Source organism: Bartonella eidoli (assembly GCF_036576145.1).
Taxonomy (GTDB): domain Bacteria; phylum Pseudomonadota; class Alphaproteobacteria; order Rhizobiales; family Rhizobiaceae; genus Bartonella.
Genome location: NZ_JBAFWX010000001.1, coordinates 22,455 through 36,351 on the forward strand (window position 1 = coordinate 22,455; position 13,897 = coordinate 36,351).

Sequence of the window (13,897 nt, forward strand, 5' to 3'; positions counted from 1 at the left end):
CTTTATCAAAATGCATTAAAGGATAAAATGTCTCTCCTTTAAAACACAAAGAATAATTTCATTTTGATCTACACAGCAAATAAAGAAAATCACTGCTTTAATTGATGTCGCATAAAACGCCAACGAACTTTTTCTTGAAATGCAGGACGAAAATACAAAACAATCTGCTGTGTTCGTTGCGGACCTATTAAGCCAGTAAAATCAATCGAATCTTCAAGACAAATATCAGCATCAGGCGACATAAAATACCATATTTGTCCATCTTCTACAGCCAAACGTACAGAGTTCCCATCATAATTCACTTCAACTTGTGGATGAAGATGAAACCGAACAGCAACATTATTCTGTTTATTTTGCCCCCCCTTAGATTTATTTAACCGTCCATTTTGTGGTACAAAAAAACGATCAAATCCCTCAATCATCGCACCATTTTTTGTTAAGATAAGCCCACGCTCATGAATAAGATTAAAAGGTTTCACATACCCAGTATGACTTGCAACAAAACCAATCTTCTTTGAATCTTCTATGCGCCGTACCTCAACATCCATCAATCCTTCAAGTAAAAAGGAAACATTACCACCCCTTTTTTTATGAAAAACCCCCACAGAACAATCATTAACTGTTGCCGTTGAATGTGCTGCAGTAACGCGCCCAAACTGTCGATACTTCTCACTCCCATAAGAACTAACACCCGTATTGATAATAAAGCGGCTCCCCTGTGAAGACATTTCAAAAGACAAGCATCCTGAACAAGCATGCTCTGCAGCAGCACGTGGCGCAAATTTTCCTGTATCTGCCAACACAGTTGTTTGATTAGCCCGTAAACGTTGAAATCCTGAATAACGTGCATAACTAAAAGGATGCCCTACCGTTTCATCAAGCTCTAAAACTGTCGATAAGCGTTCTGGTATAATAGCTCCAACTCCATTAAAATGCGCCAACGTTTGATCTTCGTGAATAAAGAATCGTAAAGCTGGTAACATACGTTCAACAGAATCAATTAAGATACGCGGTGCTGTTTCGTTGCTATGTGCGAAAAGATGACGCAAAGATAATAAATCTGATAATAAATTAAGCAAAATCACAGGGCTACGAGAAATATGTCCACCGTCAAGAAGAATTTGATTTGAAAGTTCCTCTATGAGATAAATCTGTACCTTTTTCTTTATTGCTGCCGAAACAGGCAGAGCAAGAGACGCAAATGTCAAAGATATTGCGGCTTGTAAACGTTGATCATTACGCTCCATACCGCAAATCATAATACGCAAATAACGAAAATGAAAACCAAGTGAACGCAAAAAACATTTTTTAAATCGTTCGCTTGCTCCTTCCAACAATGTTTGTGAATGACAAATCCATGAAATCAAACGCCGTGCCACGACTGATCCACTCCAAGGAACCCCTTTTACCTTTTTGCCACTATAATTAATCCAATCTTCCACTAACGAACGCGCATGCGCTGCAGCTAAATCACTATCTGCTGCTGTCATATGCCTTAACCAATGAAAATTATGGAGTTCTGCTTCCCATTCTGCCGTTGGTGGCACTAATGAAAAAGGAGAAACAGCACCAGAATGAACGACACGACCTGAAAAAGCAAAACGGCCATGATAAAATTCATGTGCCATCATCGGATCAGCTAAATACAAATCAATAGGATGCGCTAAAATTTTATGAGGACTAAATCCTGAAAATCTCCAACGAAATAACGGCCCTATCGATAAACGCCGCATCACTTGATGCGTCATATATATAAAATCAGATATTTTTACCTGAGAACTTTTTACTGAAACCGCCACAATATTGTCTCCGTATACGCTTTTATTGAGCATAATTTCAGCCATTTTAGTAAATGAACCGTTAATTAAATTATTTTACGGAAGCGTGCTGCAAAAAAACCATCCATTCCTAAAAATGTTTTTTTCTCAGCATATAAATTTTTATGACAAATATCAGCAGGTGTTGTACGCAAAGTTCCTTTAACCGAAAGCAAATGTGCCATAGCACCCATTTCCTCTGCGCAAATAGGCTCTAAAACGATATCATTACATTCCGATAAAACTTTCTCAATGAGCTCTTCACCTTCTTCTTGCGCTAATGAACAATTAGAAAAAACAATACGTCCACCTTTTTTCACCAAAGCAACCGCAGCCAAAAGCAAATCATATTGCAATGCTGCGAGTTTAAGAACATCGCTCATAGACTTAATCCATAAAATATCTGGATGACGACGTATCGTCCCTGTAGAAGAACATGGGGCATCAAGCAAAACAGCATCAAAAAGTTGGTTAGAATGAAAATCCCTTACATCTCCTTCAAAGTAACGGACTGAAAAACGAAGTCGTTCCATATTTTTCTTCAAGCGCTTTACTCGGCTATCAGATATCTCAATTGCTGTTACATCAGCACCTTGCAAAGCTAATTGTGCTGTTTTTCCACCAGGGCTTGCACAAAGATCAGCAACCTGTTTTCCGCGAATATCTCCAAGTAAAAAAGCAGGTAAAGATGCTGCAAAATCTTGAATCCACCAAGCCCCTTCTTCGTATCCTGGCAAATCAACAACAGAGCAATCTAAATGATTTAAGCGAACTGAACCGTTGGGCAACACAATACCCCCAAGTCGTTCTGCCCATCCAACACTATCAGATTTTACAGTTAAATCGAGAGGCGGCTCAATAGACTGAATTGCTGAAATCTGATCAGCCTTTTCTTTTCCATAGGCTGACACTAAAAGTTTTCCAAACCACTTTGGAAGTCCTTCAATAGTCGGAACTTGCTGACGTAAAAATACTGCTTCACGTGCAATATTACGTAAAACAGCATTTACAAGTCCTGAAAAACGCCGGGTACGAGGATCATTTTTAGCAACACGTACAGCTAAATCAATCGCAGCATGATCAGGAATATCAAGATAGAGAATTTGAGCTATACTGATATGCAGAAGATGCTGCAAAGAAAAAGCTTGTGGAGGTAAATTTCGTGTTAAAAAACGCGACAAAGCAGCTATAATCAGCCCCCGATAACGTAACGTCACTCCCAAAATAGCCCGACATAATAAACGATCTCGATACGATAACTTTAAATACTGTGGGTGTCCATGCTCATTATCAATTAATCCAGAAAGAGGAACACATTTATCAAGCACTGCCCCCAAAAGACGAACACATACCTGCCTAACCTCTAACCCTGGAACATCGCTCTTCAAACACACACCCCACTTTTTTATGTTTCTCAAGAATACCTTTATGTCTTTTTTCTTATAAAATATCTATCCTCAAGGAGACCTTTTTGAACCGCCATAACGAAGCCAAGAAGGACGCTTTGTTATGCGCTGAGAGACATTTGTTCCTGAATTATCTGATTCACCAACTTTGTCATTGTAACTCAAATTTCCATAATCTAAGTTCTTATTTTTGTCACACACATTCCCTTTTTCATTCCATCCCATATTCTTAGCCGACGATCCCTTCATCTCCTCCGCTTGTCGACAAAGAGCCGCGATACGACTTTCCGTTGCTGGATGAGTAGAAAATAAGCTATCAGCTCCTCCTCCACTCAAGGGATTAATAATAAACATATGTGCTGTTGACGGATTATACTCAGCTTTTTCATTATATATGGTATATCCACCACCAGAAATTTTACTCAAAGCAGAAGCTAACCATAAAGGATTCCCGCATATTTCAGCCCCTCTTCGATCAGCAGCATATTCACGCGTACGGCTAATAGCCATTTGAACCAGCATAGCTGCAAAAGGAGCTACAAGCATAGCAATAAGATTCCCCAGCACCCCAGCACCGTGAGAATGTTCTGAAGAATTACGTGTTCCCCTCATAAAGAAAGCAAAATTACCCAACATTGAAATTGCCCCTGAAATTGTTGCAGTCAGTGTCATAATTAAAGTATCGCGATGCTCAATATGTGCCAATTCATGAGCCATAACCCCAGCAATTTCTTCTACACTCAACTGCCGCAATAACCCAGTGCTTGCAGCAACAGCTGCATTGTAAGGATTGCGTCCTGTAGCAAAAGCATTTGGCTGTTCACTCTCAATAATATAAATTTTTGGTTGAGGAAGAGCTGCTTTTTGCGCCAAATCACTTACAATTTTGTAATAAACTGGCGATGAATGCTGATCAACTTCACGAGCAGCATACATACGTAAAACGATTTTATCTGAATTCCAGTAAGAAAAAAGGTTTAACCCTCCCGCCATTAAAAATGCCACAACCATACCATTGCTTCCCCCAACAAGATAACCAACCGCCATAAAAAGAGCAGTCATACAAGCCAAGAGCATTGCTGTACGCATTATATTCATGACCTAAAAACTCCATAATAAAAAATATAATCATTCTTAACATTATAAAATCATTATATATAATGGGATTTTTTATTTTCTTCTTCAATAAAATAAAGGTGCTCAATGAACAAAAAAACAGACAAACAGAACACAATTGTCGCTAAGCGCCATGCCCTTCCCCCTGAAGCACAACGAGCCTTAAATGAAGCTGAGGAAAGGCGTAAAAATGCAACAAATAAAGACGAACCTTTAGAAAATGGTGGTCGTGGCGGCAAAAATCCTTCGCGCTATGGAGATTGGGAAATTAAAGGTCGCGCCATCGACTTTTAAAAGACCAACCTCTCTGTACGAATAAAAACGCGTAAGTGTGCTTTTCTATAAAAACCCTTTAAACATACTCAAAGTATGTCTTGAATTATTATGCTCCCTTTGCTGCAGCAGCTGCTTCCTCAGCAGCTTGCTTTGCTGCAGCCATACGCTCTTGCGCCTTTACACCAGGTTCACCTTTACGTGGATTATGACGAGCTGGACGCTTTTTAAGACCAGCAGCATCTAAAAATCGCAAAACGCGATCTGTTGGTTGCGCACCTTGGCAAAGCCAATATTGTATACGCTCTTCATTAAGCTTCACACGCACCACATCTTTAGGTAACATCGGATTCCACGCACCGACACGTTCAAGAAACCGTCCATCACGCGGACTACGTGCATCCGCCACGATAATATGATAGTAAGGACGCTTTTTTGAACCTCCACGGGACAAACGAATTTTCAATGCCATATTTTATCTCCTATTGTCAGCTCTGGCTTTCATTTAATAAATTTACTTGCTCTAGTTTTTTCTTTTCAAATATCTCTTCATGATCTTGTACAACTTCTTTAATAAGAAACTTTATAAATTCTTCAGCAAAATCAGGATCAAGGCGACAGTGTACAGCTAATTGACGAAAGCGTTCTATTTGGTTTTCTTCACGCAAAAAATCTCTAATAGGAAGACTATGGGAAGCTTTTAAAAGTCCAACCGCCTTTGTACAACGAAAACGCTCTGATAAAATATGAATCAACGCTGTATCAAAATTATCAATGGACGCGCGTAAATTCATTATTTCGTCCAATACTTTTTCTTGCATTATACTTCCTTCCTTTTTTGCATCTCACTTTTTTTTGGGGTGCTGAGGAAGTTTTCCCCTGTTATCGGTAGTGCTATTAAAAAGACCAGGGAATTTAGAACTTCCCCCTGGAAGACCAGGTAATGTTTTACTTCCACCTTCAATCTGTTTTTGTAATGTTGATAATTGCTTTGGATCAAACCCTGATAAATCAGGAACAGAACTAGAATTTTTTACAAAATCCCCCATACCACCAAGCCCCATTTTGGAACCAAACCCCCCCAACATTTTTCCCATCAAACCGCTTTTACCTTTTCCTCCCATAGCTTTTACCATATCAGCCATTTGGCGATGCATTTTCAAAAGCTTATTAATATCAGCAGCACTCGTTCCAGATCCTTTTGCGATTCTCTGCTTACGACTGTGTTTTAAAATCTCTGGATTAGCACGTTCTGCAGGCGTCATTGATGAAATAATAGCTAATTGACGGTTAAACAAATGATCATCAAGACCTGCGGCTGCAATTTGACTTTTTATCTTCCCTAAACCTGGCAACATTCCCATAAGACCACCCATGCCTCCAAGTTTTTTCATTTTCTGTAATTGTTCTGCAAGATCATTAAGGTCAAACTTCCCACTTTGCATTTTTTTTGCAAAAGCTGCCGCTTTCTCATGATCCATTGTTTCTGCAGCTTTTTCAACTAAAGAAACAATATCACCCATCCCCAGAATACGATCTGCAACACGACTGGGGTGAAATTCTTCCAAGTCTTCTATTTTCTCACCGGTCCCGATTGCTTTAATCGGCTTACCTGTAACAGCACGCATTGAAAGAGCAGCACCACCACGGCCATCACTATCCATACGTGTTAAAATAATTCCTGTAACTCCTACTCGCTCATCAAAAGAACGCGCAAGATGCACAGCATCTTGACCGGTAAGACTATCGGCAACCAACATAATTTCGTGAGGAATGGAAAGAGCTTTGATTTCAGTCAATTCAATCATCAAAGCTTCATCCACATGGTTACGACCTGCCGTATCAAGAAGGAGAACATCATAACCTCCCAATTTAGCAGCTTGTACTGCACGCGCGGCAATATCGACAGGGGATTGCCCAGCAATAATAGGCAAACTCGCAATTTGAGCCTGTTCACCTAGTTGACGTAATTGTTCCTGCGCTGCAGGACGGCGTGTATCTAATGACGCCATTAAAACTTTTTTATTCTGTTTACTAGTGAAACGCTTTGCAAGCTTTGCTGTTGTTGTTGTTTTTCCAGATCCCTGCAAACCAACCATCATGACAACAACAGGGGCCGGAGCATTTAAATCACTTAAAACGCCTTCACGTCCAAGAATATTCACCAATTCGTCATGGACAATCTTAACGACCATTTGTCCAGGCTTAATTGATTTAATAATTTCAGATCCAACAGCCTTTTCACGAACTCTATCAGTAAAAGAACGAGCAACATCCAGTGCAACATCAGCTTCCAATAAAGCGCGACGAATTTCTCGTAGCGCCGCCACGACATCCTCATCTGACAAAGCACCACGCCCCGTCAGACTAGATAGAATGAAACCAAGCCGTTCTTGCAGGGAATCAAACATTACTTACCTCATTGCTACATAACAACAAACCAAAACAGCATCCGACAATGCACCGCGTCATCGGATGTTGACCTCTGAGATCTCCTTATACCCGTAAACGGCGTCTCAGTCGGTGGCTCCAAGCTAATTTTGTCACTGAAAGCTCGCTCTTTCAAACAATAAAACCCCTACTTTGTCAAGATTTATCATACGGTATCTCTTTAAGATGAAGAAAAAAAATATAAGGAAAGCTTTATACTTACCCAAAATTTCAAATTTCGACACGCACAAAATCACCAGTTTCTGATCCCATATTCCATAATTCACCGCTTGAAATATCAAACCAAGCCCCGTGTAACGCCAACATGCCCTGATCTTTACGTTCTTTTACCCATGGAAATGTCTCCAAATTTTTTAATGAATGACGAATAGACAATTTTTCTAATACTGTCTGTTTTTCTGATATAGTTAAAGATTTATCACCAGCTACTATTTCCGCAGCTGGTTTCAAAAGACTTATCCATTGAGAAATAAAATCGCTTGACAAAAACGCACTACATGTTCCGTCAAGGGCAGTGCTAACTCCCCCACAATGAGCATGACCTAAAACAACAATATGCTTTACTTCTAGGAACAGCACAGCATATTCAATTGCCGCTGATGTTGCATGATGTTTGCTATCAGGAGAAAAAGGAGGAACTAAATTTGCCACATTGCGCAATATAAAAATTTCCCCTGGATTTGCATCAAAAATCATTTCTGGAATAGCACGCGAATCACAACAAGAAATTATCAAAATTTCTGGTTTTTGTCCTTCAATAGCCAATTGTTTATAATGTTCTGTTTTATATGAAAAATGATTTTCTATAAAGGATCGGTATCCGCTTAAAAGCTTATCTGGCAAACGCATCATTTTATATTTACTTTCATTTTATTTATTTTAAAAAATAAGCTGTTAACATATACAACACTGAAAACGCCATTTCACCATCGCAAACTATTTTCTTAAGAATGTCAAATTATCACTATAATATAGTGAGTATATAATAATAGAAAAAATATTTTATTATTGCTATTACCGGTACAAAGAAAATGATACGCTGCAAGGGAATGATATAAAAGCCTGTTTTCATAACAAGGTTTTAAAAGGGAAGGTTATTATGTTCATAAAAACAGCATCAGAGGCAAAAAGCAATCAAGATAAAATAAAGGAAGTTTTATTTTCTCATACCGATAAAGAAGATATTATCTGTTACAAAGACAAGGAGCTTCAAAAAGCCACCACTATCGCTGTTGATGCTTTCAGTCTGCATCAAACAGGAAAAAATACCATTTGCTTCGATCAAAGTCTGACTCGCAATGGTAAACCTATAACCGTTATCACGCTTATCAACGATAATAAGCCATTCCTTCTTGACTCTATTTTAAATATCTTCAATCAACATGCAAATCATATTTATTTGATTGCACACCCTATTATTGATTGTGCTTCTGGGCAACGCATCAGCCTGATGCAAATACACATCGAATCATTAAGTGAACCGCAAATAAGAAAGCTAAAAGATGAGCTTGCTTTGGTTCTTGAGCAAGTCAGTGCTGCTGTCCAGGACTGGAAGCCTATGCTTAAAGAAGTTGAGAAGCATATCCATGCCTACCAAACCTATCTCCCCTCCATCTACAAACAAGAAGGTGAAAAAGCTATCGAGTTTCTCAATTGGCTAATGGATAATAATTTCATCTTTCTTGGTATGCGCACCTATAACTTTTTAAAAGACCAAGAACCTACAAAAGCTTTTACAGCTAGCGATGTTGAACTAGGTATTCTCACTGATGCTTCTATTCGTATTATTGGGGATGCAAGCGTAGAAGAGCCTCCCCAAGAAATTTTATCCTTTATGAAAAGTGATAACTTACTCATTGTAACAAAGGCTAATAGCCGTTCAAAAATTCATCGTCCTGTTTGGCTTGATTATATTGGACTTAAAATCTTTGATAAAGAAGGTGTTTTGTGTGGAGAATTGCGTATTGTAGGTTTATTTACTTCCTCAGCTTATACGCGTTCAATTTTGCAAATTCCCTTCTTAAAAGAAAAGGCGAAAACCATTATTCAGCGCCTTGGATATGATAGTGCTGATTATTCTGGAAAAGCACTTGTCAGTGTTCTAGAAACTTACCCAAGAGATGAAATGTTTCGCTCTGATATTGATACATTGACAGAAAATGCTAAGCTTATCCTACAATTAGATGAACGCCCACGCCTGCGTGTACTTGCCCATACAGATTCATTTGGGCGTTTTGTCTCTATACTTGTCTATGTCCCCCGTGATCAATATAACAGCAATCTTCGTGAAAAAATTGGTGAATATTTTGTTGATCTCTACAAAGGTGATTTTTCTGAATCCTATCCTCTTTTCTTAGAAAGCACACTCATACGTGTTCACTATATCATCCGTCGCAAAGGAAATGAAAGTACTCCTATTATAGAGCGTACTGTACTTGAACAAAATGTACGTTCCATAGCCCAAAGTTGGGAAGATAGTATTCAAGCCATAGCGCTTACACGTAAAGCAAAAGATCAGCAAACACGTCTAGCCTGCCAGTTTCCTAATAGCTATCGTGATTTATTTTCAGCTGAAAATGCAATTGAAGATGCAGAACATATTTTAAGCCTTAGTGATGAAAAGCCGATTTTTGTTATTTTTTACCATGCACATAACAAAGAAAAAAGTACAATTTCTCTCAGGCTCTTTCACCGCTATGAAGCACTTGCTCTCTCTAAACGTGTACCACTGCTTGAAAATATGGGGTTTCGGGTTATTGCCGAGCAAACACTCGCGTTACCTGATGGCAGCGGAAACTCTGTCTATCTTCATGATATGCAACTAGAAAGTGCCTTCCAACTTTGTATCGATCTTGAAAAAAACAGTCAGAACCATGCCGAAACATTCGAAGCCATCTGGGCTAAAAATGCCGATAATGATACCTTTAATGCCTTAACCCAAACAGCTCAACTAAATTGGCGCGAAATTGTTATTTTACGCCTTTATGGACGTTATCTTCAACAAACTGGAATCCCTTATTCACAGAAGAGAGTTGCTCAAACTTTAAACGATTATCCTGATATTACGAAGGATATTTATGCTTTATTTCATGTAAAATTTCATCAAAACTATACAGAACAAGATCGACAAAAAAGTCAAGAAATCATTCAGCAACGTATTGAAGAAAAACTGCGGAACGTGCTCGGTTTAGACGATGATCTCATCTTACGCCGTTACCGTAATCTCATTGATGCAACTTTGCGCACCAACGCCTTTTCTCCCCTTCCAGATGGTAGCCCACGACGTATTTTAGCAACTAAATTAGATCCACGCCAAATTGAGGGTCTTCCTGAGCCACGTCCTTATCGAGAAATTTTCGTTTATGGACCAGAAGTTGAAGGCGTTCATTTACGCTTTGGTCCAATTGCCCGTGGCGGAATTCGTTGGTCTAACCGTGCATTAGATTATCGTACTGAAGTACTCGATTTAGTCAAAGCTCAACAGGTCAAAAATGCAGTCATTGTTCCCGTAGGTGCAAAAGGTGGATTTTATCCTCACCGTCTTCCTCAAACCAATGACCGCGCTCTCGTAATAGAAGCTGCACAACAAGCTTATACTGATTTTATCACAGCGTTACTTTCTATTACAGATAATCTTGTTAACGGTAAAGTAAATACACCCCCAAATGTCCTCTGCTATGATGGTGATGACCCCTATTTTGTTGTCGCTGCAGATAAAGGCACTGCAACATTCTCTGATACTGCCAACACTATCAGCCAAGCAAATCACTTTTGGCTTGATGATGCTTTTGCTTCTGGAGGATCCGCGGGCTACGACCATAAAGCCATCGGTATTACAGCAAAGGGTGCATGGGAAGCTGTTAAAAGACATTTTAGAGAATTATTTAATCATGACATTCAAAAAACTCCCTTTACCTGTGTCGGAGTTGGCGATATGTCCGGAGACGTCTTTGGAAATGGAATGTTGCTTTCTACAAAAACAAAGCTTATTGCCGCCTTTGATCATCGTGATATTTTTATTGACCCGGATCCAAACATAGATGAAAGTTATGCAGAGCGTCTGCGCCTATTCAAACTCCCTCGCTCAAGCTGGCAAGATTACGACCAGACAAAATTATCAAAAGGTGGAGGCATTTTCTCGCGTACAGCAAAAACTGTTACTCTTTCACCTGAAGCAGCAAAAGCTATCGGCTTTGAAAAACAGGTAGGCACGCCTTTCGAGATTATTTCCGCTATCCTCCAAGCCCCTGTTGATCTTTTATGGTTTGGTGGAATTGGTACTTACATACGTGCAACAACAGAAACAGATTCCCAAGTTGGTGACCGTGCCAATGACGCGCTGCGTATTACTGGTGAAAAAGTCCGTGCAAAAGTTATTGGTGAAGGAGCAAATCTCGGCATGACACAGCGTGGTCGAATTGAATATGTCTTAAATGGAGGACGATGTAATACTGATGCTATTGATAATTCCGCAGGGGTTAATTGCTCTGATGTTGAGGTCAATATCAAAATCGTTCTTGCATCAGCACTGCATGCAAAAACACTTGCTCGAAAAGATCGCGATAAACTCTTGAAAGAAATGACCCCACAGGTTGAGAAATTAGTTCTGCGTAATAATTATTTGCAACCATTAGCACTTTCCTTGGCCGAAAGCCGAAATATTGTCGACTTTCCTTATCAAGTACGCTTCATACATGATCTAGAACAGAAAAAACTTCTGGATCGCAGAGTAGAAATTCTTCCTGATGAACAAACTTTGCACCAAAGAATAACTCAAAGCCAAGGCCTTGTGCGTCCAGAGCTTGCTGTTATTTTAGCTTATGCTAAATTAACTTTAAAAGAGGAAATCTCTCATAAACCCATTGTTGATGATAGTTATTTCAATACAACTTTATTGCACTATTTTCCAACTCAAATTCAGCAAAAGTTCGAAAAAGAAATTATTAATCATCAATTGCGCCGTAATATTATTGCAACCCTCATTGCAAACGATATTGTAAATCGCGGAGGAGCCACTTTTGTTAGTCGGCTACAAGATGCAACAGAACAAAAGACTGAAAATATTATTCGTGTTTTCATCGCACTTCGTGATGGTTTTGAGGTGCCTCAGTTATCTAATAAAATTGATAATCTTGATAATAAAGTGCCTGGTCTTGTTCAAAATAAATTTTACGCCCAAATTACCTCAATGCTTTTTGAAACAACCAATTGGGGTTTACGCAATATGGATATCTCTTCTCCATTAGAAGAAATTGTTAAAACAATTAAACAGGCACGTGCTGTTATTGAAGAACAGCTTATGCACGCCAATGATAAAGATATCAGTAAAAAAATTAAAGAAAAAGCAGTACATTATAGCGAAGAAGGAGCTCCGAAAGATTTAGCAGAACAATTGGCTCTCTTAGAAGCTGCTCCGATAATTTGTGATATTTCCTTGATTGCAAAACAAAATAATAGCACCCTTATAAAGGCTGCAGAAATTTATTTTGCACTTGCTCAAATTATTCGTATCAACCGCATTAATGAGGCGTGTCAAACGATTCCTGTGCTTGATTATTACGACAATATGGCTTTAAGCCAAGCCAAAGAAAATATTGCTAAAAGCTTACGACAAACCGTTACGAGAATCCTGAAGAATTACGGAAGAGAAAATGATCCGTTTTCCGCTTGGAGAAAAGCAGAAGAAGAGCACATCCATCATGTAACAAATCGAATTAATGCTCTCATTGATAATGATCTTAACATTTCTCGCTTTACCTTTGTGGCAAATATGATTTCTCAACTTCAAAATACCGTTTTTTAAACTTTTTAAAACTTAAAGTGGCGCAAGGCGGCCAAGCGTAAAAAATTCCAACTTTACCCATCCATGGGTAATCTTTAAAGAGAGAGATGGTTGGCCGTCTGCATTTTTAGGTACAGCCCCTAAAATAAAAAATAAGGCTTGAAGATTATTCGCTTGCTCTGGAAACAAACGTTGCAGATTAGAAAGAAGCTCTGCCGTTTGAGAAAAAGTAAGCTTCAGTTTTGCTGTCAAATATCCTTTATCATCAAAAGAAAAAGGCCCACTTATGTGTAAAACACCACCTGTATGAAAAGCTATTTTCCCAAATTTTAAAATACCACTTTTCCCATATAAATTCCGCTTCAAACTTCTCACACTCTTATTTTTTATATCAAATGAGTGAGGAACATCTCTAAGAATCCATTTCAAACTTCCATCAATTTTGGGAAAATCAACAAAATGAGATGATACCAAAGCTGAAAAATCAAAACTATTAAAATTAATATGTCCCAATAAATTACTTTTTTCATGCTTAAGATCAAGCTGCACAAACTCTGCTGTTATTTTCTTAGTCTCATGTTTTTGATCTAACGGACGTGCAATGATATCATTAATATCTTTGAGAGTTTCTTGATTTTTTACGGTTTCTAATAATATATTTTTATTATCTGTAACCTGTGATCGTAATTCTCCCTTAAATTTTTGATTCTTATCGAACGGAAAAATAGTAGAAACTTCAAGCCCCTCAACCATAAGCGTAAAGGATTGACCTGTTTTCCAATACGGCTCTCTTTTTATCATAAAATTGCGCCAATGTGATACCAAAGGAGCTCTTCTAGATAAAACAATTAAAGCTGGAGAATGTACACCAACTTCTAATAAATGAGGTGCATAAATCGGTGCACTAACTGTAAAGCTCTCAGTTAATAAAGATAAATCACGTGAAGGCCAAGAAAACCACAACTTATCACAAACAATACCAATACGTAACGGATAACCATTTTTACGTGTATCCTCGCATACGACTGTCATCCCTTGAAAGGATGCATTTT

10 protein-coding genes are annotated in these 13,897 nt (G+C 38.6%); 2 read left to right on the forward strand and 8 right to left on the reverse strand.

Translation table 11 applies throughout. The features are described 5' to 3' along the window. Positions 1-89: 89 nt before the first annotated feature. From V5N68_RS00120 to htpX, 3 genes are all read right to left on the reverse strand, one after another. Positions 90-1,832: a heparinase II/III family protein gene (locus V5N68_RS00120; protein ID WP_442879675.1), complete on the reverse strand. Its 1,743-nt coding sequence runs from the start codon at positions 1,830-1,832 to the stop codon at positions 90-92. A gap of 32 nt (positions 1,833-1,864) precedes the next feature. Next, positions 1,865-3,205, reverse strand: coding sequence for an RsmB/NOP family class I SAM-dependent RNA methyltransferase (locus V5N68_RS00125; protein WP_332065169.1), 1,341 nt, complete (start codon positions 3,203-3,205; stop codon positions 1,865-1,867). 69 nt (positions 3,206-3,274) lie between these two features. Next, positions 3,275-4,321 carry a zinc metalloprotease HtpX gene (gene htpX, locus V5N68_RS00130; protein WP_332065170.1) on the reverse strand — a complete coding sequence of 349 codons (1,047 nt, stop codon included), beginning with the start codon at positions 4,319-4,321 and terminating at the stop codon, positions 3,275-3,277. A gap of 105 nt (positions 4,322-4,426) precedes the next feature. Here htpX and V5N68_RS00135 point away from each other — a divergent pair, with 105 nt between their 5' ends. Then, the gene (locus tag V5N68_RS00135) at positions 4,427-4,633 is read left to right on the forward strand and encodes a DUF1674 domain-containing protein (RefSeq protein ID WP_332065171.1); all 207 of its coding nucleotides are present in this window, start codon (positions 4,427-4,429) and stop codon (positions 4,631-4,633) included. Between the two features lie 88 nt (positions 4,634-4,721). On the opposite strand, the gene rpsP is transcribed toward V5N68_RS00135, so the two are convergent. The 4 genes from rpsP to V5N68_RS00155 all read right to left on the reverse strand — a co-directional run bounded on the left by rpsP (position 4,722) and on the right by V5N68_RS00155 (position 7,915). Continuing rightward, entirely contained in the window at positions 4,722-5,084 is a 363-nt protein-coding gene (rpsP, locus tag V5N68_RS00140; protein ID WP_332065172.1) for a 30S ribosomal protein S16, read from the reverse strand. Positions 5,085-5,100: 16 nt separating this feature from the next. Further along, complete coding sequence (locus tag V5N68_RS00145) at positions 5,101-5,433, reverse strand: chorismate mutase (RefSeq protein ID WP_332065173.1); 333 nt, start codon at positions 5,431-5,433, stop codon at positions 5,101-5,103. Between the two features lie 24 nt (positions 5,434-5,457). Then, positions 5,458-7,023, reverse strand: coding sequence for a signal recognition particle protein (ffh, locus tag V5N68_RS00150; RefSeq protein ID WP_332065174.1), 1,566 nt, complete (start codon positions 7,021-7,023; stop codon positions 5,458-5,460). 250 nt (positions 7,024-7,273) lie between these two features. Beyond that, positions 7,274-7,915, reverse strand: coding sequence for a carbonic anhydrase (locus V5N68_RS00155; RefSeq protein WP_332065175.1), 642 nt, complete (start codon positions 7,913-7,915; stop codon positions 7,274-7,276). 247 nt (positions 7,916-8,162) lie between these two features. On the opposite strand from V5N68_RS00155, the gene V5N68_RS00160 reads away from it, so the two are divergent. Further along, complete coding sequence (locus V5N68_RS00160; protein ID WP_332065176.1) at positions 8,163-12,866, forward strand: NAD-glutamate dehydrogenase; 4,704 nt, start codon at positions 8,163-8,165, stop codon at positions 12,864-12,866. 12 nt (positions 12,867-12,878) lie between these two features. On the opposite strand, the gene V5N68_RS00165 is transcribed toward V5N68_RS00160, so the two are convergent. After that, on the reverse strand, positions 12,879-13,877 hold the full coding sequence (locus tag V5N68_RS00165; RefSeq protein ID WP_332065177.1) for a DUF2125 domain-containing protein: 999 nt from the start codon (positions 13,875-13,877) through the stop codon (positions 12,879-12,881). Between the last annotated feature and the right edge of the window lie 20 nt (positions 13,878-13,897).

Coding starts and splice junctions, on each gene's coding strand:
- V5N68_RS00135 (WP_332065171.1), top strand. CDS start 4,427: ATGAACAAAAAAACAGACAAACAGAACACAATTGTCGCTAAGCGCCAT.
- V5N68_RS00160 (WP_332065176.1), top strand. CDS start 8,163: ATGTTCATAAAAACAGCATCAGAGGCAAAAAGCAATCAAGATAAAATA.
- V5N68_RS00145 (WP_332065173.1), bottom strand. CDS start 5,433: ATGCAAGAAAAAGTATTGGACGAAATAATGAATTTACGCGCGTCCATT.
- rpsP (WP_332065172.1), bottom strand. CDS start 5,084: ATGGCATTGAAAATTCGTTTGTCCCGTGGAGGTTCAAAAAAGCGTCCT.
- V5N68_RS00120 (WP_442879675.1), bottom strand. CDS start 1,832: ATGCTCAATAAAAGCGTATACGGAGACAATATTGTGGCGGTTTCAGTA.
- V5N68_RS00155 (WP_332065175.1), bottom strand. CDS start 7,915: ATGATGCGTTTGCCAGATAAGCTTTTAAGCGGATACCGATCCTTTATA.
- V5N68_RS00165 (WP_332065177.1), bottom strand. CDS start 13,877: ATGACAGTCGTATGCGAGGATACACGTAAAAATGGTTATCCGTTACGT.
- ffh (WP_332065174.1), bottom strand. CDS start 7,023: ATGTTTGATTCCCTGCAAGAACGGCTTGGTTTCATTCTATCTAGTCTG.
- htpX (WP_332065170.1), bottom strand. CDS start 4,321: ATGAATATAATGCGTACAGCAATGCTCTTGGCTTGTATGACTGCTCTT.